The 19,377-nt window shown below is 41.4% G+C and carries 19 protein-coding genes and 1 tRNA gene; 7 read left to right on the forward strand and 13 right to left on the reverse strand.

Going from position 1 to position 19,377, the window contains the following annotated elements:
- Position 1 precedes the first annotated feature (1 nt).
- From HYG79_RS04380 to HYG79_RS04395, 4 genes are all read right to left on the reverse strand, one after another.
- Positions 2–781: a MotA/TolQ/ExbB proton channel family protein gene (locus HYG79_RS04380; protein ID WP_179240948.1), complete on the reverse strand. Its 780-nt coding sequence runs from the start codon at positions 779–781 to the stop codon at positions 2–4.
- A 191-nt stretch (positions 782–972) separates the two neighbouring features.
- Positions 973–1,060 (reverse strand) — tRNA-Ser (locus tag HYG79_RS04385).
- A gap of 67 nt (positions 1,061–1,127) precedes the next feature.
- Positions 1,128–2,153, reverse strand: coding sequence for an asparaginase (locus tag HYG79_RS04390; protein ID WP_179240949.1), 1,026 nt, complete (start codon positions 2,151–2,153; stop codon positions 1,128–1,130).
- Between the two features lie 12 nt (positions 2,154–2,165).
- Positions 2,166–2,933 carry a TatD family hydrolase gene (locus tag HYG79_RS04395; RefSeq protein ID WP_179240950.1) on the reverse strand — a complete coding sequence of 256 codons (768 nt, stop codon included), beginning with the start codon at positions 2,931–2,933 and terminating at the stop codon, positions 2,166–2,168.
- Between the two features lie 37 nt (positions 2,934–2,970).
- On the opposite strand from HYG79_RS04395, the gene HYG79_RS04400 reads away from it, so the two are divergent.
- Positions 2,971–3,411: a retropepsin-like aspartic protease family protein gene (locus tag HYG79_RS04400; protein ID WP_179240951.1), complete on the forward strand. Its 441-nt coding sequence runs from the start codon at positions 2,971–2,973 to the stop codon at positions 3,409–3,411.
- A 102-nt stretch (positions 3,412–3,513) separates the two neighbouring features.
- Positions 3,514–4,863, forward strand: coding sequence for a cytochrome-c peroxidase (locus HYG79_RS04405; RefSeq protein ID WP_179240952.1), 1,350 nt, complete (start codon positions 3,514–3,516; stop codon positions 4,861–4,863).
- A 53-nt stretch (positions 4,864–4,916) separates the two neighbouring features.
- On the opposite strand, the gene odhB is transcribed toward HYG79_RS04405, so the two are convergent.
- Positions 4,917–6,191, reverse strand: coding sequence for a 2-oxoglutarate dehydrogenase complex dihydrolipoyllysine-residue succinyltransferase (odhB, locus tag HYG79_RS04410; protein ID WP_179240953.1), 1,275 nt, complete (start codon positions 6,189–6,191; stop codon positions 4,917–4,919).
- Positions 6,192–6,239: 48 nt separating this feature from the next.
- A complete protein-coding gene (locus HYG79_RS04415) occupies positions 6,240–9,050 on the reverse strand; it encodes a 2-oxoglutarate dehydrogenase E1 component (protein ID WP_179240954.1) in 2,811 nt (936 codons plus the stop codon).
- A gap of 101 nt (positions 9,051–9,151) precedes the next feature.
- Here HYG79_RS04415 and HYG79_RS04420 point away from each other — a divergent pair, with 101 nt between their 5' ends.
- The gene (locus HYG79_RS04420) at positions 9,152–9,673 is read left to right on the forward strand and encodes an alpha-ketoglutarate decarboxylase (protein ID WP_179240955.1); all 522 of its coding nucleotides are present in this window, start codon (positions 9,152–9,154) and stop codon (positions 9,671–9,673) included.
- Here the strand turns inward: HYG79_RS04420 and HYG79_RS04425 are convergent.
- The 4 genes from HYG79_RS04425 to HYG79_RS04440 all read right to left on the reverse strand — a co-directional run bounded on the left by HYG79_RS04425 (position 9,670) and on the right by HYG79_RS04440 (position 13,586).
- Positions 9,670–10,023 carry a hypothetical protein gene (locus tag HYG79_RS04425; protein ID WP_179240956.1) on the reverse strand — a complete coding sequence of 118 codons (354 nt, stop codon included), beginning with the start codon at positions 10,021–10,023 and terminating at the stop codon, positions 9,670–9,672. The two genes, HYG79_RS04420 and HYG79_RS04425, sit on opposite strands and share 4 nt — an antisense overlap.
- A gap of 27 nt (positions 10,024–10,050) precedes the next feature.
- Positions 10,051–11,325, reverse strand: a complete 1,275-nt coding sequence (locus tag HYG79_RS04430; RefSeq protein WP_179240957.1) for a metal-dependent hydrolase family protein — start codon at positions 11,323–11,325, stop codon at positions 10,051–10,053.
- Between the two features lie 20 nt (positions 11,326–11,345).
- Entirely contained in the window at positions 11,346–12,365 is a 1,020-nt protein-coding gene (gene galE, locus HYG79_RS04435; RefSeq protein ID WP_179240958.1) for a UDP-glucose 4-epimerase GalE, read from the reverse strand.
- A gap of 66 nt (positions 12,366–12,431) precedes the next feature.
- Positions 12,432–13,586: a DegT/DnrJ/EryC1/StrS family aminotransferase gene (locus HYG79_RS04440; RefSeq protein WP_179240959.1), complete on the reverse strand. Its 1,155-nt coding sequence runs from the start codon at positions 13,584–13,586 to the stop codon at positions 12,432–12,434.
- Between the two features lie 94 nt (positions 13,587–13,680).
- Between HYG79_RS04440 and HYG79_RS04445 the strand changes: the two genes are divergently transcribed.
- The 4 genes from HYG79_RS04445 to HYG79_RS18140 all read left to right on the forward strand — a co-directional run bounded on the left by HYG79_RS04445 (position 13,681) and on the right by HYG79_RS18140 (position 16,859).
- Entirely contained in the window at positions 13,681–14,916 is a 1,236-nt protein-coding gene (locus HYG79_RS04445; protein ID WP_179240960.1) for a 3-deoxy-D-manno-octulosonic acid transferase, read from the forward strand.
- 14 nt (positions 14,917–14,930) lie between these two features.
- The gene (locus HYG79_RS04450; protein ID WP_179240961.1) at positions 14,931–15,185 is read left to right on the forward strand and encodes a hypothetical protein; all 255 of its coding nucleotides are present in this window, start codon (positions 14,931–14,933) and stop codon (positions 15,183–15,185) included.
- A gap of 75 nt (positions 15,186–15,260) precedes the next feature.
- The gene (locus tag HYG79_RS04455) at positions 15,261–16,580 is read left to right on the forward strand and encodes a sugar porter family MFS transporter (protein ID WP_179240962.1); all 1,320 of its coding nucleotides are present in this window, start codon (positions 15,261–15,263) and stop codon (positions 16,578–16,580) included.
- Positions 16,581–16,730: 150 nt separating this feature from the next.
- Positions 16,731–16,859 (forward strand): hypothetical protein, encoded by a 129-nt coding sequence (locus tag HYG79_RS18140; protein WP_262888998.1) that lies wholly within the window; start codon positions 16,731–16,733, stop codon positions 16,857–16,859.
- Positions 16,860–16,978: 119 nt separating this feature from the next.
- Here HYG79_RS18140 and moaA read toward each other — a convergent pair whose 3' ends face one another.
- Genes moaA through HYG79_RS04470 form a run of 3 tightly spaced genes read right to left on the reverse strand, consistent with a single transcriptional unit; the run spans position 16,979 to position 19,344 of the window.
- On the reverse strand, positions 16,979–17,986 hold the full coding sequence (moaA, locus tag HYG79_RS04460; RefSeq protein ID WP_179240963.1) for a GTP 3',8-cyclase MoaA: 1,008 nt from the start codon (positions 17,984–17,986) through the stop codon (positions 16,979–16,981).
- Complete coding sequence (moaCB, locus tag HYG79_RS04465; RefSeq protein ID WP_179240964.1) at positions 17,986–18,897, reverse strand: bifunctional molybdenum cofactor biosynthesis protein MoaC/MoaB; 912 nt, start codon at positions 18,895–18,897, stop codon at positions 17,986–17,988. Before moaCB ends, moaA begins: the two co-directional genes overlap by 1 nt.
- Before the next feature lie 3 nt (positions 18,898–18,900).
- Positions 18,901–19,344 (reverse strand): molybdenum cofactor biosynthesis protein MoaE, encoded by a 444-nt coding sequence (locus tag HYG79_RS04470; RefSeq protein WP_179240965.1) that lies wholly within the window; start codon positions 19,342–19,344, stop codon positions 18,901–18,903.
- Positions 19,345–19,377: the final 33 nt, after the last annotated feature.

Genomic DNA, 19,377 nt, shown 5'->3' on the forward strand with positions numbered 1-19,377 from the left:
ATTATTTCTTGTGGTCAACCAACATATCAATCAAAGAGATTGATGAGTCTTCCATATCGTTTACAATACTGTCTATCTTGGCGATAATGTAATTGTAAAAGATTTGAAGTATGATGGCTGTAATAAGACCGAATACAGTGGTCAAAAGTGCTACTTGAATATCTCCTGCGATAAGTGATGCACTTAAGTTACCCACGGCACTAATTTTCTCAAAGGCTGCAATCATACCGATTACCGTTCCCATGAACCCAAGCATTGGTGCAATTGCGATGAACAAGGATAACCAGGACACGTTTTTCTCCAATTGGCCCATTTGAACCCCACCATACGCTACAACAGCTTTCTCAGCGGATTCAACACCTTCTCCCGCTCTGTCCAAACCTTGATAAAATATTGAAGCCACAGGACCTTTGGTATTTCTACAGACTTCCTTTGCAGCCTCGACACCGCCCGAAGCCAATGCATCTTCTACTTGTTGCTTTAATTTTGATGTATTTGTAGTTGCAAGATTTAAATAAATGATTCTTTCGATAGCAACCGCCAGACCTAATATCAAACATAAAAGTACGATACCCATGAAACCAGCACCACCTTTTATGAATTGCTCTTTAAGAACTTGTTGGAATCCTTGAGGTGCAGCAGCCTCTTCCTGAAGCATAACTGCAGCCGTAGTCACAGTTGATGACAATGTTGAAACTAACGCACTAGTCTTTGCGCTTACCGTATTTGTACTTAAAACAAATAACCCAGCCATTGCCAGGATAGAGAATAACTTTTTCATTTCTTTCAAACTTAAATTTAGTTAGTTAATAGGGTTAAAGATAAAAAAAAATTGTAATTAAAAAATTAAATGTACTAGTGTAACCCTTCGTATTTTCTATGACAAAGGCATAAGTTACACAAACTTGTTTTTGAAACCAAAAAAGTGAACAACTTTAAATTTTTGAGCTGCACTCTTGTTTTGGGTTTTCGCAGAGAGGAAGGGATTCGAACCCTCGATACACTTGTGGTGTATACACACTTTCCAGGCGTGCGCCTTCGACCACTCGGCCACCTCTCTATTCCTTTTTTAAAGGGTGCCCAAATAACAAAAAAAATATTAGTTGAAGAAATTTAAGCGGTAATTTTTATTGCATTTCTCCACGTAACGATGTTTCAAAAATACTTTTAAAGAGTTTGGGCGAAACACCATTGCCCAACATATACATAAGCTTTGTTATGGCCGCCTCGGTCGTAATATCCTTACCATTAATGATTTGCATTTTTTTGAGTGCTTCACTTGTCTCATATTGCCCCATAATTACACTGCCCCCTGAACATTGGGTAACATTGATTATATGTAGCCCATTTTTTGATGAATTTTTTAATTGGTCGAGCAACCAACCTTCGGTCGGGGCATTTCCCGCACCATAGGTCTCTAAGATAAGGGCTTTCAAATCGGGAATATTGAGCACGCTCTCCAAAACCGATGCATTAAGTCCAGGAAACAACTTTAATATGGCCACATTGGTGTCCAGGTTTTTATGCACTACCAACTTCTTGCGCCTATTTGCGGGCAATAAATATTCTTTGTATACCTTTAAATGCACTCCGGATTCTGCCAACGAAGGGTAATTTAAGGATTGAAACGCCTCAAAATGTTCCGCATTGATCTTGGTGGTTCTATTGGCCCTATACAAACGGTACTCAAAATAAAGGCCCACTTCCTGTATTACCGGCTTGCCGTTTTGCCTCAAAGCGGCTATCTGTATCGAAGTAATCAGGTTTTCCTTGGCATCGGTACGTAAGTCTCCTATGGGCAATTGGGAACCGGTAAATATCACGGGTTTCCCCAAATTCTCCAACATATAGCTCAATGCCGAAGCCGTGTAGCTCATGGTATCGCTACCATGCAGGACCACGAAACCGTCATGACTATCGTAATACTCTTCTATTATGCTGGCGATCATTATCCAGTGCGAAGGGTTCATGTTTGACGAATCTATGGGGCGATCAAAAGAAACCGTATCGATATGGCAGTCCAATTGATTCAGCTCAGGTATGTTCTTGAGCAATTTATCAAAATTGAAAGCCTTTAAACTTCCGGAACCATAGTCTTTCACCATACCAATGGTACCGCCGGTGTAAATGAGCAAAATGTTACTTTTATCCATAAAAAGTTAAATCTATATTCCGAATACGGCTTTAGAATTTTGTGTTGTTATTTGGGCTATTTCTTCTTGCGGAATCCCATAAATGTCGGACAGTTTCTCAAGCACCTTTACTATGTACACACTTTCATTTCGTTTTCCACGATAGGGTACCGGCGATAAATAGGGCGCATCGGTTTCTAAAACGATATGCTTTACATCTATTTTATCCAAAAAGGTATCGATTTTACCATTTTTAAAGGTGGACACCCCACCTATACCCAATTTCATGTTATATTGTATAGCGGTGTGCGCCTGTTCCAAAGACCCCGTAAAACAATGAAAAATCCCGAACAAACCCTCACCCTTTTCTTCTTCCAAAATTGCGAAAATCTCTTCAAAGGCATCCCTACAATGTATCACTATGGGCAATTCATATGTTTTCGCCAATCTTATTTGATGTCTGAACGCTTCTTGCTGCTGTCGAAAAAAGCTTTTGTCCCAGTAGAGATCAATTCCAATTTCACCTACGGCATAAAATTTATGCTCCACCAACATTTCCTCTACATGGGCAAGCTCTTCTTCATAATTTTCTTTCACGTGGGTAGGGTGAAGCCCCATCATCAAAAACATATGCTCTGGATAGGCTTTTTTCAAAGCCAACATTGATTGTGTATAGGTAGAATCTATAGCCGGGACGAAAAATCGTTTTACCCCTGCGTCAAGTGCTCTTTTAATAACTGCATCACGGTCCCTGTCAAAAGCTTCACTATATAAATGGGTATGTGTATCGGTAATTATCATACCGCAAAAATAGGTTTATCTTTGACAAAAAAAACCAATGTCATCGCTCAAAAAGTTTTTGCAAAAGAAAAATTATGCCAAAATTCCACTGGTAATTACCGCTACCAATCATTTTGAGCTGACTGCAAAAATCAATGGGATTACCGGAAGGTTTATATTGGATACGGGAGCCTCGAATACCTGTGTGGGTTTTGATAGGATTGATTTCTTCAAACTAACGTACCAAGAATCGGATATCAAGGCAGCGGGAGCCGGGGCTACGAATATGCAAACATTGATATCCACAAAGAACCGTATCGAAATTGGGAAATGGAAAAGCAAAAAATCAAAAATTGTCCTATTTGATCTGGTACATGTGAACGAAGCGTTAACCGCACACAAGGCACTTCCCGTAGATGGTATTATCGGAGCGGATATCCTCAAAAAAACCAAAGCCATTATCGACTACAATAAAAGTTGCCTTTATGTAAGGCTCTGATACCGTTCGTCTATATTTTTTCACCATACACACAATAATTTATTGCCAAATATCATTTATTTGCCATCTTAGCCCTTAACAAATTATTAAGATTTTTAAACAATGGGCAAAATAAGTCTAAAACCTGCAGCTTATATCTTTTTTCTTTCTTTTTTGTTTGTAGGATGCAACAAAGAAGATAACACCTACATTGAAATAGGTTTGGACGACGAACTTGAAGAAACCTTGGTTTCGATATACGGAAGTTTGGATGGGATAACACTTCCCAACAGTGATGCATATCAAAAGATTCCCGCAGACCCCAACAATAAGATCACTAAAGAAAAGGTGGCCCTTGGCAAGCTTTTGTTCCATGAAACCGCACTTGCCACCAATCCAAAACAAGAGGAGAGCATGGGCACATATTCTTGCGCTAGTTGCCACCATAGTAAAGCCGGTTTTCAAAGCGGCATGAAACAAGGAATCGGTGAAGGTGGTATTGGATTTGGCTTTATGGGGGAGACGAGAAAAATGGCACCCAACTATGATGCTTCCAATGTAGACGTACAGCCCCTGCGGTCTCCTACCATACTAAATACTGCATACCAAGACGTTATGCTTTGGAACGGACAATTTGGCGCTACAGGAACCAATAAAGGCACTGAGGCCCAATGGACGATCGATACGCCTAAAGAAAAAAACAACCTCGGTTTTCAAGGATTGGAAACACAAGCAATCGCTGGTCTTGGCGTACATAGGTTAAAAATGGACGCCGAAATGCTAAAAAATAATAACACGTACAAATCGCTTTTCGATGATGCTTTCCCAGAAGTTCCGGAAAACGATAGATATTCACTGATCAATGGTGCCTTGGCCATTGCGGCCTATGAAAGAACGGTACTGGCCTCCGAAGCCCCCTTTCAAAAATGGTTGAAGGGTAAAGCCAACACTATGAACGAAAATGATAAAAATGGTGCCATCTTATTTTTTGGAAAGGCAAAATGCTATACCTGCCATTCGGGACCTGGATTGAACGGAATGGATTTTCATGCACTCGGCATGGCCGATTTGGAAGGAACCGATGTTATAGGCGACATCAAAGACGCAGATAAAAAAGGTAGAGGTGGTTTCACCAAAAACCCTGAAGACGACTATAAGTTTAAAACTCCTACACTGTACAACCTTAGAGACCTAAAATTTTTAGGGCATGGGGGTAGTTTTATGTCCATTAAAGAAGTTATTGAATACAAAAACTTGGCAATAGCTCAAAACAACGAAGTCCCTAGCGATAAACTATCTCCACTGTTTATTCCGTTAGGCCTATCAACAGAGGAAATACAGCAGCTTACAAGTTTTGTTGAAAATAGTTTGTACGATGACAATCTACAACGCTTTGCACCTGAAAGCCTTCCTACGGGACAGTGTTTCCCGAACGCCGATGCACAATCAAAAATAGATATGGACTGTAACTAAAAAAGGGAGCAAAGAATGCTCCCTTTTTTAATTTATAGAATGTGGACTATATCTTACATCTCCAACGCTTTTTTCACATTGTTATCCATCAATAGTTCTTCAGGACTTTCCAATGCCTCTTTCACGGCCACTAAAAACCCAACGGATTCTTTACCATCTATTATTCTATGGTCGTAGGAAAGTGCGACATACATTATCGGAGCAATTGCTATAGCACCGTCTCTTACAATAGGCCTTTCCACTATATTGTGCATCCCTAGAATGGCACTCTGTGGAGGGTTTATGATCGGTGTGGACAACATGGAACCAAACACACCACCGTTGGTGATGGTAAATGTTCCTCCGGTCATCTCATCAACGGTAATCTCCCCTTCCCTAGCCCTAATGGCCAAACGTTTGACTTCAGCTTCAATACCCCTAAAGGTGAGGTTCTCCGCATTTCGGATAACTGGTACCATTAATCCCTTTGGCCCGGAAACCGCAATACTTATATCGGCAAAATCATACGATATCATTTCTTTGCCATCTATCATAGAATTTACGGCAGGGTACATTTCCAAGGCACGTACGACTGCTTTGGTAAAGAAGGACATAAATCCTAAACCGACCCCATGTTTTTCCTTAAAGGCCTCTTTATATTGTTTTCTAAGTTCAAAAATAGGTGACATATCAACCTCGTTGAACGTCGTCAACATAGCGGTCTCATTTTTGGCGGAAACCAACCGTTCCGCAACCTTTCTACGCAGCATGGAAAGTTTGGAACGTGTCTCACCCCTATTGCCCCCGGTAGGAGTTCCCATAGACGGCACGGCATTCACTGCATCATCTTTTGTTATTCTACCGTCCCTTCCTGTTCCTTTTACAGATGAAGCCTCTATCCCTTTTTCGTTCAGGATTTTTTTAGCTGCTGGCGAGGCCACTCCAGATGCATAGGTTTCTTTGGCCTGTGGTGGTTGCGGTGCTTTTTCACTATCTTTTTTATTGGACGTGTTTTCTTGCTGTTTGGTCAGATCTTTTTCCGCATCACTTCCCGAACCTTCATCGCCGCCAGATGCAGTACTGGCACCTTTGCTAGCTCCTCCAGGTTTTTCGGCACTTGTATCTATCAAACATACCACTGCGCCGACCTCAACAGCATCCCCTACTTCGGCTTTTAAGGTTATCACACCGCTTTCCTCGGCAGGTAGTTCCAAAGTTGCTTTGTCAGAGTCTACTTCTGCAATGGCCTGGTCTTTTTCAACGTAGTCGCCATCCTCTACCAGCCATTCCGCAATTTCGACTTCGGTTATGGATTCCCCAGGTGAGGGAACTTTCATTTCTAGAATCATTGTATATGATTTTTGATGTATTAATTCAGTTTATATTTTGTATCGATCTTATTTTTTCACGCTACTACTGGGTCGGGTCATATTGTCTTTTGACTTGTCAAAAACATAGTCTATTACCTGTTGATGCCTTGCCTTGGAGCGTACCGCACTTCCAGCAGCAGGCGCTGCATAAAAACGTCGGGAGGCCACACGAAACTTATTGGCTTCGCTAAAGTGCATCATCATATGGCTCCAAGCACCCATGTTACGGGGCTCTTCTTGTGCCCAGACCACGTCATTGGCATTTTTGTACTTTTTGATAATATCTTTCATTTGATTTGATGGTACCGGAAAAAGTTGCTCGACCCGCACCAATGCGACATCATCTCTTTCATGCTCTTCTTTTGCCGCCAATAAATCGTAATAAAATTTACCAGTGCAGAAAACCAGACTCTTTACCTTCTTTATATCGGCCGAAGCATCATCAATAACCTCTTTGAATGCTCCGTTGGACAATTCGTCAACAGACGATACTGCTTTGGGGTGACGCAGTAGACTTTTTGGGGTAAAAATAATCAATGGTTTTCTAAAATTACTTTTCAATTGCCTTCTTAAAATATGGAACATCTGTGCTGGAGTGGTCACATCGGCAATGTACATATTATCCCTTGCGCAAAGCTGTAGGTATCTTTCCATGCGCGCCGAAGAATGCTCGGCCCCCTGACCTTCATATCCATGGGGCAATAACATGACCAAGCCGTTCTGTAATTTCCACTTGTCCTCGGCCGCCGAAATATATTGATCGATCATGATCTGGGCCCCATTGCTGAAATCCCCGAACTGGGCTTCCCAAATAGTCAAGGTGTTCGGGCTTGCCATGGCATAGCCATAATCAAAACCAACGACACCGTATTCAGATAATAGTGAATTATAAATCTGGAATTTTCCTTGTGTACCGGATATGTGGTTAAGCAACAATATTTCCTCTTCGCTCTCCTCTACCTTCATGACCGCATGACGGTGGGAGAATGTACCACGCTCCACATCCTGCCCTGACATTCGAACGCCATACCCCTCTTGCAACAAAGTGCCGTATGCCAATAGCTCGCCCATGGCCCAATCTAGCTTATCTGTCTCAAAGAACATTTTATGACGGTCCTTGACCAATTTTTCTACTTTGCGCAAAAACTTCTTATCGGTAGGCAATTGGGTAATCACCTTTGCGATATCAGTTAATTTTTCTTTATCGAAAGTGGTATCGACAGCATCCATCATTTCCCATTCGCGAACGTTTTCGAACCCTTTCCACTCATCTGCCATAAAAGGTGTGATGACCGTTTTGTCCTCTTTTCTGGAATCTTCCAATTCCTCCTCAAGCGAAGCCTTGTATTCGTCCTCAAGCTTTTTCACATAACTTTCATCAATTACACCCTCTGCAATCAATTTATCGGCGTAAATATCCCGTGGGTTCTTATGCTTGGCGATCGCCTTGTAAAGTTTTGGTTGTGTAAAGCGTGGTTCGTCGCCTTCATTATGACCGTATTTTCGATATCCCAACAGGTCTATGAACACATCCCTGTTGAAACGCATGCGATATTCCAAAGCGAAAAGTGATGCGTGTACGACCGCTTCGGCATCGTCGGCATTTACATGCAATACGGGACTCAATGTTACCTTGCCCACATCGGTACAATATGTCGAGGAGCGGGCATCCAAATAGTTTGTGGTAAACCCGATTTGATTGTTCACTACTATATGGATGGTGCCATTGGTCTTGTAACCATCCAATTGGGCCATCTGTACTACCTCATATACCAAACCTTGGCCTGCAATGGCTGCATCACCATGCACGACAATGGGTAGTACTTTGGAAAAATCCTCTGGATAGTGGGTATCTTGTTTGGCCCTTGTTATACCTTCAACCACTGCCCCAACGGTTTCCAAGTGTGATGGATTGGGGGCAATGTTCATTTTAATTTTTTTACCGTTATCCGATTTCCTATCGGATGTCCAACCCAAATGATATTTTACGTCGCCGTCAAAAATCTCCTGCTCATAGTCTTTTCCATCAAACTCGCTAAAAATATCCTTTGCGGACTTACCAAAAATATTGGTCAGCACATTTAACCTACCTCTATGGGCCATTCCCATAACGAATTGTTCCACACCCATTTCAGCGGCACGCTCCACAATGGCATCTAGCCCGGGTATAAGCGACTCGTTCCCTTCTAGCGAAAACCGTTTTTGCCCTACATATTTTGTATGTAAAAACGATTCAAAAGACACCGCTTGACTCAATTTCTTAAGAATCTGCTTTTTTCTATCGGCATCATAATCTGGATGATTGTCATTTACATTCAGCCAATTTTGAATCCACTCAATGCGTTCCGGTTTACGAATGTACATATATTCAACACCAATAGCGTCACAGTAGATGCGTTTTAGGTGAAGAACAATTTCCTTTAAACTGCTTGGCCCAATACCAATAATCTCACCGGCATTGAAAACAGTTTCCATGTCCGCATTGGTGAGCCCAAAATTCTCAATATCCAATGTTGGTTCATACTTTCTTCTTTCCCTTACCGGATTGGTCTCGGTAAACAAATGACCTCGGCTGCGGTAACCATCGATCAAACGAATGACCTGAAATTCCTTTTGAAGGGATTCCGGCATTCCTAATTGTTGCCCATTATTAATGGATGCTGCTTGGGTTATCGTCTGAATATCCAGTTCATCCAAAGCTGTTTCCGTCCCAAAATCAAAACCTTGGAAGAAAGCGCGCCAACTAGGCTCTACACTGTCCGGATGGGTCAAATATTTGTCATACAATTCTGCAAAAAATGAAGTGTGCGCAGTATTTAAGAAGGAATATTTATCCATAAAAAGTTTTATCTGGCTTCTGTGTAAATATTCGTCAAAAATACAACATTTCCCATTTCTAGGTGTATCTTAGAGCGTATTATTGGAAAAAATACCATCACATGACACCATTATTTCAAAAGCAAACCAAAATCCTATTTTTAGGGGCACTCTTTTTATTTTTAGGACAAAACTGTATCGCCCAAAAGAGTATGTTCTGGGAAAATGTGCGGTTTGGAGGTGGTTTGGGCCTGGGGTTTACCAATGGCGGTTTCAATGGCTTCATCTCCCCTAGTGCCATATACCAATTCAACGATCGATTTGCCGCTGGTACCAGTTTGAGCTTCAACTATGCCAAGTTTGACGAAAATACATTTTTGGCTTACGGCGGAAGCATACTATCGCTATACAATCCCTTGCGATATGTGCAGCTATCCGCAGAAGTTGAACAACTACGCATAAACAGGACATTAGCTTTGGACGGCGGAAATTTTGAGGACAATTATTGGTCGCCCGCCGTATTTTTTGGAGTGGGCTACACCGATAGGAATTTTACCGTTGGCATTAGGTACAATATCCTGCACGACAATACCAAAAGTATATACGCCAATGCCTGGATGCCTTTTGTGCGTGTTTTTTTCTAAGAATATTTGGCCTTTAGCCATACTTTTTGCAATTCTCGTCTTAACACCAAAAAGGAAACTTGCTCCGCAACCTCAACGGCATCGGTAGCTTCAATTTCCTTGAACGCTTTTTCGGGTACGTCTACGATATAAAGTAGGTTCAAATACTCCGAAAAGCGTTCCATTATCAAATAGTAGATTTTCTCGTGGAGCGTTGCCCTTACATGGTCGGGGGCAGTATCTTGATGAATATCCAAATGGATATTCGCCAAGATAAAATCCTTTTCCAGTTGTATCAATAATTTGCCGTACAATGCATTTTCTTTGGCTTTTTGAAGTAGTTCGGTACTATTGGGGGCGTTTATTATCATATTTTATGTACGAGACAAGGCCAGTGTTTAGTTCTTGTACACTTTGCCATCTTTCATTACAAAGACCACCTTTTCCAAGGTTTTTACGTTCTTCATCGGATTTTCGTCTACCGCAATGATATCGGCCAAAAAACCTTCTTTTAACTGTCCCAATTGTGTTTCCATTCCCAATAGCTTGGCATTGGTGACCGTGGCCGCCTTTAATGATTCCTTTACCGGAATACCGGCCTCCAAAAGATATCCAAACTCGATCGCGTTCTTACCATGCGGAAAAACCCCGGCATCGGTCCCAAAACCCATCGGCACTCCATTTTTGTAAAACTCCCCTATTTTGGCAGAATGTTTTGGGCCAATATCCAATGCTTTTTTGGCCACGACCTCTGGGAAAAAACCTGGTATCTTGGCTTTTTCCGCCACTTGTTTTCCCGCACTTATGGTGGGTATCACAAAACAGTTATATTCTTTCATGAGCGCCATGGTTTCTTTACTCATTAAGGTACCATGTTCAATGGTCTGTACACCACCCAAAACAGCCAGTTTCATACCTTCATCACCATGGGCGTGGGCAGCAACTGAAAATCCGTAGTTTTTAGCGGTACTGGTTATCGCTTTTATTTCGTCTAGGGTAAATTGCGGGTTCTGACCGCTCTTAGCAACGCTCAACACGCCTCCCGTGGCTGTAATCTTTATGACGTCGGCCCCATTTTTGTACCGTTGGCGCACAGCTTTTTTAGCATCGTCAACCGAATTGACCACACCTTCTTTTGGCCCTGGGTCGCCCATTAAATCATTTCTGTAGCCGTTTGTAGGGTCGGCATGCCCACCGGTGGTCGCCAGTGCTTTGCCTGCGGTAAAAATACGCGGCCCATCGACCAACCCTTTGTTTATGGCATTTCGTAAGGCGATGTTTACGCCTGAACCTCCCAAATCGCGAACCGTAGTGAAACCAGCCAGTAAAGTTCTTTTTGCATAAACCGTGGATTCAAATGCTACATCGGCCGGATTACTTGTAAACTGCTTTACGTATGTCCTGGGGTTGAACTCGTTTTCAATATGAACGTGCATGTCTATCAATCCGGGTAGGACCACTTTATTTTTTAAATCGATTACGGTATCCGTATTCGACCCGTTCACATATCCGTTTATGATAGATGTTATACTATTCCCAGAAACAATTATGGTCTTATCCGAGGAAATTTTACCGGTTTGGGTGTCCATGACACTTCCGCAATGCAGATAGATATCTTGGGCGGAAACGGCAAAGACTAGAAAAAAAATGCAAATTGATAAAAACGGTTTCATAAGTGATTTTTGATAACGGACTAAAGCTTCCTGATTTTTTTCTCCCACTCCCAAGCAGATTTCATGGCTTCATCTAGTGTTGATTTGGCTTTCCAACCCAAAACTGTATTGGCCTTGGTGGTATCGGCATAAGCGGACGTAATATCTCCTGGCCTTCTATCCACGATTTCATAATTCAATTTTTTTCCGGACACACGCTCAAAACTTTGGATAGCTTCCAAAACAGAACTTCCTTTGCCCGTTCCTACATTGAAGACTTCATAATTTTCATCATTTTTTTCCTCTAACAATCGCTGTAATGCCACAACATGGGCCCTTGCCAAATCTACCACGTGAATATAATCCCTTATACATGTGCCATCCCCAGTTGGATAATCATTACCAAAAACAGAAAGCTTTTCTCGTAGACCTGCAGCGGTCTGGGTAATAAAGGGCACAAGGTTTTGGGGCACCCCAACGGGCAATTCCCCAATCTCCACGCTAGGGTGCGCTCCCATAGGATTAAAATAACGCAGCGCTATGGCCTTTAGCCCTGGAGTTACTTTGCAGGTATCGGCAATAATTTCCTCACCCATTTGTTTGGTATTCCCATACGGGGATTCTGCCACTTTTACAGGAGCATCCTCTGTAATCGGCATTTCATCTGCCTGCCCGTATACCGTACAGGAAGAACTAAAAATAAAGCTGGACTTACTTTTTTGCGAAAGCTCTTTTAATAGGTAGACCAGGGTGCCAATATTGTTCTCGTAATACAATAAGGGTTTCTCAACGCTTTCGCCTACCGCTTTGGATGCCGCAAAATGGATAACACCTTCAATATCTTGATGTCTTTTGAAAAAATCTTGGACTTTATCTTTTTCCTTTAAATCCAGCTTTTCAAAAATCGGGACTTTATCGGTAATTGCTGTTATGCCTTCCAGAACTTTCTCTGATGCATTTGAACAATCATCTATAATAATTACTTCAAAACCTTCGCTCTGCAATTCTACCACGGCATGGGAGCCAATAAATCCCAAGCCTCCTGTTACGAGTATTTTCATGTGCTATTGTTGTTTTTTCTTGGTCACGTTGAATCTTTGACGAAAAAAGATGCTATCAAGTTTCGTTTATGAGTTAATAAAATGAATCACGGTATTTGTTATAAAATCTATTTGCTCATCGTCCAACTCGGTATGCATGGGTAAAGAGATTACCTCTTTTACCAACTGATTGGTCACCGGAAAATCAACTTCTCTATAACGCTCATCTACATATGCTTTTTGCCTATGCAAGGGAATAGGATAGTACACGCCACAAGGTATGCCCATATCGTTCAGATGCTGTACCAGATCATCTCGTTTGCCGTTGGTTATTCGTAAGGTATACTGATGAAATACATGACAATCGCAAGTATCACAAATACCGTCACACCCATTAACGGTCTTTGGCACTACAATATGTTCCTGCCCACTAAAGGCAGAGGAATATTTTCGGGCAGCTTGTCGCCTTTTGTGGCAGTATTCATCCAATTTTGGCAATTTTGCCCGTAGTATGGCAGCTTGAATGGAATCCAATCTTGAATTGACCCCTACCACATCATGATGATACCGCTCATACATACCATGGTTTACCATACCGCGAATGGTATGGGCCAGTGCGTCATCATTGGTGAAAATTGCCCCACCATCACCATATGCACCCAAATTTTTGGATGGGAAAAAAGAAGTGGCACCGACATGACCAATACTCCCCGCCTTTTGCTTACTTCCATCTTTAAAAGTATGATTGGCGCCAATAGCTTGGGCATTGTCTTCAATTACGTATAGATTATGCTTTTCCGCCAAAGACAAAATCGCATCCATGTCTGCACACTGCCCAAAAAGATGTACGGGCACAATAGCTTTGGTTCTTGGTGTTATGGCTTTCTCAATGGCCGAAATATCAATATTAAAAGTATCCGCAGTAACATCGACCAGAACAGGCGTCAATTGCAGTAGTGCGATTACCTCAACTGTGGCCGCAAAGGTGAAATCGGCAGTGATCACCTCATCCCCCGGTCGTAGGCCCAAGCCCATCATGGCAATTTGCAGCGCATCGGTACCGTTGGCACAGGGAATCACATGCTTTACGCCCAAATAGGTTTCCAACTCTTTTTGAAAAGCGTGTACTTCTGGGCCGTTGATAAAAGCTGCCGATTCCAGAATTCGTGAGATAGAAGAGTTCACTTGATCCTTGATCTCTTGGTATTGACCATTTAGGTCTACCATTTGTATTTTCTTCATGGATGGAAATTAGAATGGTAAATTTAGGAAAATAAGAAACGGCAGCCAATGGAATTGTGGAAAGAACCGTATTTTAGCGTTAAATCATTCCTTGGTGTTTTTACTCTATAATTTCTTTACACATATCGCTTGGGGCGTCTTAAAATTCTTAGCGGTATTCAACCCAAAAATAAAACTTTTTGTACTGGGCAGAAGCGAAACTTTTCAGCTACTACGCGGCAAAATAGCGGGAGGGGACAAGATCATATGGATGCACGTTGCTTCATTGGGCGAGTTTGAGCAAGGGCTGCCCGTAATAGAAAGGCTTAAGATTGAAAACCCTTCCCATAAAATACTTATCACATTCTTTTCGCCTTCCGGGTTTGAAGTGAAAAAGAACACGACCGCTGCTGATATTGTAGCCTACCTCCCCATGGACTCAAACCGCAACGTAAAAAAGTTTTTGGAAATCACCAAGCCCAAATTGGCCATATTCGTAAAGTATGAAATTTGGCCCAACTATCTTAGAGAACTTAAGAAAAGAGCTGTCCCAACAATTTTGATATCGGCCATTTTTAGGAAAAAGCAAGTTTACTTTAAATGGTACGGTACATTCTTGCGAAATGCCCTAGGTGCGTTTTCCCACTTTTTTTTACAGGATAAGGGCTCGAAAAAACTTTTAAAAAGCATAGATATCACTAATACAACAGTTAACGGCGACACCCGATTAGACCGGGTCTCAGAAATTTTGGACAGGGACAATACGCTAGAATTCATGACTGTTTTCAAAAACGATACCTTATGCTTCGTTGCAGGAAGCACTTGGCCCGAAGATGAGAAAATATTGGTTGATTACATCAATTCAAACCAAAGCCCCATAAAATTCGTGGTTGCACCGCATACCATACACCCTGATAAAGTTCTGGAACTTAAGAAACGTTTTACGAAAAAAACAGCTTTGTATTCAAAGTTAAAGGCATATAACCTCAAAAATTGCGACATACTCATCATAGACAGCATCGGGCTTTTGACGAAAGTATATAGCTATGCCGATATGGCTTACGTAGGCGGTGCATTTTCAACTGGCCTTCACAACACGTTAGAACCAGCCGTATTTGGCATCCCCGTAATTATAGGGCCTAATTATAAAGGTTTTAAAGAGGCAGAAGAGCTTGTAATGCAAAAAGGCATTTTGACCATTACCGGAGCACGACCTTTTAATCGTTTAATGCAAAAATTAGTCACCGATGGTAAATTTAGAAAACTGACCGGGGAAATCAATAAAAAATACATTGCCGGTAATAAAGGGGCCAGCATCCAAATACTTGAGCATATTCGTAGATTATTGTAAAATCTATGCATAACATGAAGATCTGTCTTTTTTGCTACTTAGCTTTGGCCCTACTTACATTCACGATTTCCTGTACGGACAAGAATCCAAAAAAAGAGCGAAAAACACAGAAAGAGGTCATTTCTCCAAAAAATGATACACCTCTTGTACCAAAAGGCCCGGTTATTGAACCAAAAACACAAAAGCCAAAAAAGGATACTAAATCAAAATCTACTGAAAAGAAGAAAAGCAAAATTACGTCCGATACACTGCGACCAAAAACCACGTAGTATTGCATGTGATATATAGGGTTGCCCTTTTTTTGTTAGTTTTACAAAAAAACCAACCATCTATTTTCCGTTTTCATGAACTCCAAAATTTTAAGAATATCCTTAATCGCTGCTTTGGCCGGATTCCTGTTTGGGTTTGATACGGTGGTTATTTCCGGTGCGGAAAAAAAATTACAACTTTTATGGGACTCCTCGGAAGCATTTCATGGCACGGTAGTTATCGGTATGGCATTGTTCGGAACCGTAGTCGGAGCCATTTTTGGAGGAATCCCCACAAATAAAATAGGAAGAAAAAACACCCTCATTTGGATAGGTATATTGTATTCGGTATCTGCCGTAGGTTCTGCATTGGCCAACGATCCGGTAACTTTTGGTGTTTTAAGATTTATAGGAGGCTTGGGTATTGGGGCATCAACAGTTGCGGCACCCGCGTATATTTCTGAAATTGCTCCCGCTAAAGACCGGGGCCGATTGGTCGGCTTTTACCAATTTATGATAGTGTTCGGTATTTTGGCTGCATATTTTTCTAACTATTTATTAAACGATATAGGGGAAAACGATTGGCGTTGGATGGTGGGCGTTGAAGCATTTCCTGCCATACTTTACACCCTGTTCGTTATCTCGGTGCCTAGAAGTCCACGATGGTTGTTGACCAAAAACAGAACGGGAGAAGCCGTAAAAGTACTATCCCAGATAAATCCCAAGGTATCCGTTCAAGATCTGCAAAAAGAAATCGAAACAGGACAACATCTTTCAAATACAAAAGAGAACATCTTTATAAAAAAATATCGCTTTCCTTTAAAACTTGCTTTTCTTATTGCTTTTTTTAACCAGTTTTCGGGGATAAATGCCTTTTTATATTACGCCCCTAGAATTTTTGAAGCTGCCGGTCTGGGCGAGAGTACAGCACTTTTAAGCAGTATAGGTATTGGGTTTACCAACCTGTTGTTTACGCTTTTGGGTATTTTCTTGATAGACAGGTTGGGAAGAAAACAATTGATGTATTTTGGCTCTGTTGGCTATATAATTTCATTGGCCTTGGTTGCCGCCGCGTTTATTTTTAAATGGGAAGGTATGGCCGTACCCATTTTTCTTTTCCTTTTTATAGCCTCGCACGCCATTGGTCAAGGTGCTGTTATTTGGGTATTTATATCAGAAGTTTTTCCTAATCATCTGCGTGGATCAGGCCAGGCATTCGGGAGCTCGGTACATTGGGTTTTGGCATGGCTAATACCCTCGTCTATACCATCACTTTTCACATGGGTAGGCCCAGGGCCGGTATTCGCATTTTTTGCCTTTATGATGGTCTTACAACTTTTATTCGTAAAATTGATGATGCCGGAAACCAAAGGGGTTTCTTTGGAACAACTTAGTGCAAAGCTCAGTAAAAAATAAGTGTACGGTTGATGTACACGGGCCATTTATCGATTATAATTGCTGGATAACCGATTACTATACTTTGACATCTGTTTTTAATCGAATTACATGGCTATCCCTTTTATAATTAGGCATTTATTTCTTACATTGTTATAAATTATATGAATTATGGAAGAACAGATTACGTTTGGCACCCGGGTATTAAACGGATTCCTAAGCCTTATGGTGGTGGTTCTGGTCGGTATTCTGATAGCCGTAGTGGTATGCCTAATTTTAGCGGTTTTCGGGGTATTTTAACCCAAAACAGCTGACTTCCCCAAAAAATAGTTTGCCCCTATCCTATTTATCGTTGATACAATTAGTTTTATCATGAGCCCTTTCTCAATAAAGGGCTTTTTTATTGAATATTAATGGCATTATCCCCCAATGGCTATCATGCTGCGATTCTTAGAATGCAAATCAGGCTCCTTCAATTTTTCCAACGTATCCATACCCCCACGTATTTTGAATTTTGCATTCACGGCCTTCTGGATTACAGGTTCCACATTTTTGCCTTCTCGGAACTGCGTCAACAAATCGGATTCGGTTGCGGAAAACAAACAGTTCTTTAATTTACCGTTGGCAGTCAACCGCAATCTGTTGCAAGAATCACAAAACGGGTTGGTCACAGAGCTAATAATGGCAAACGAACCTTTATAACCCGTTATCTTGTAGTTTTTGGAGGTATCGTTAGGAGCATCCTTCAATCTCAGTATCTGGTTTTTTTCAAAAGCTTGGCCAACACGCTTTATGATTTCTTCAAAGGATACCATTTTTTTCAGGTCCCATTTATTGCCATCAAAAGGCATAAACTCAATAAATCTTACATTAATGGGGAGGTTTTGGGTAAGTTGGATAAAATCGATAATCTCGTTATCATTAAAGCCTTTAATCAAAACGGCATTTAGCTTGACCTTGAAACCTTCAGCTATCAACAATAAAATATTCCTATATGCTTTATCAAAATAATCCCTTCGTGTTATGGTACGAAACTTTTCCCTATCCAAAGAATCCAGGCTGACGTTGATATTGCGGATATCACATTTTCGTAAGGTGTCAATATGCCTATCTACATTTATGGCATTGGTCGTAATGGCCATTTCTACAGGTAAGGTAGCCAATTTTTCCAAAATAAGGTGTACATCTTTACGCACTAAGGGCTCACCGCCCGTTAAGCGTATTTTGGTTACACCGTTGTCCACAAAAATTTTGGCCAGGGCATAAACTTCATCGTAGGACATGATGTTCGCTTTTGGCGAAAGCGGAATGCCATCTGCCGGCATACAATATGTACAGCGCAGGTTACACCGCTCGGTAAGGGATATTCTGAGATAAGCGTGTTTTCTCCCAAAGGTATCTGTAAGTATGTTGCTTTTCTTATCCATCAATCGTGTCTTGCTCCCTTAAAAATTCTGAATATATGCAATAGCGGTGGGAAGATAGCATCCATTGATTCTTTGGCACCATTGGTTGAACCCGGCAAGGCCAAGACCAAACTATCTTTATAGGTTCCCGCAACACTTCTGGAAAGCATAGCATAGGGCATCCTATTTTGCCCATAGCTTCTAATTGCCTCTTCAATGCCCGGTATTTTCCTTTCTAAAAGCGATTCCAATGCTTCGGGCGTTACATCTCTTTTTGATAGTCCGGTACCTCCTGTAAAAAGTATCATATCTATACCTTGTTCTTGAAATTGGACCACTTTTGAGCGTATATCATCAATCTCATCGGGGATGGTACAATATTCCGAAACGGAAACACCACTCTCTTCCAGTTTTTTTATAATGGCCTTCCCGGCTTTGTCCTCTTTTTGACCCGTAGCGATGGTATCCGAGCACACCACGACCGCAGCGGTAATATCTTTTCTATATTTATCCTTAAAATCTGATTTTCCCCCTTTTTTTTCCAATAATTTGATATAGTGTATCTCTACACCTTTATCAATGGGCTTTAACATATCGTACATATTCAGGGCAACAACACTGGCACCGTGCATCGCCTCGACCTCTACCCCGGTTTTGTAAATTGTTTTGATGGTACAGCGTACCTGAATCTCCAATCCGTTTATATTGTACTCAATGCCCGTATATTCAATGGGGAGCGGATGGCAGTCTGGAAGTAAATCCGGTGTTTTCTTTACCCCCAACAGCCCAGCAGCCTTGCTCATCGCGAACACGTCCCCTTTTGGTACCGAATTGTTGTGAATGGCCTCAATCGTCTTTTCATTGCTCACCTTGACCACAGCTTGGGCAGTAGCGATACGCAGGGTATTTATTTTATCGGTTATATCTACCATATATTATGTGTTTACCTTCCATTGGTGCGATGCATCCTCAAAAATTTCTTTACCAAAGACCGGTACTTTCGCTTTTATTTCTTCCACAATATATTCCTTGGCTTTGAACACTTCTTTTCGCCTTGGGGAAGATACAAATACGAATAGGCATATTTGACCAGTTTTTACCATACCCAAACTATGATATATGTGCATGCATGTTATATTGAATTTCGCAAAGGCAGCTTCACGGATATCGTAAAACTTTTGATCTGCCATAGTCTCATAGGCAGTATATTCAATAGCGGCCACTTTTTTACCCTCTATTTCATCTGCACGTACCTGACCCAAAAAAATATCATGCGCACCGATATTGGTCTTGGATTGATGCTTGGCAATAGCATTTCCTATAAATTCTGGCAAGATAGGCCCTTGAACGAATACGTCCTTTTTTTTGTTTTTGTTCATTTTCCTAAATTCATTGTACTAAAATTAAACACA

Origin of the sequence: Costertonia aggregata, from assembly GCF_013402795.1 — a bacterium.
GTDB classification, from domain to species: Bacteria; Bacteroidota; Bacteroidia; order Flavobacteriales; family Flavobacteriaceae; genus Costertonia; species Costertonia aggregata.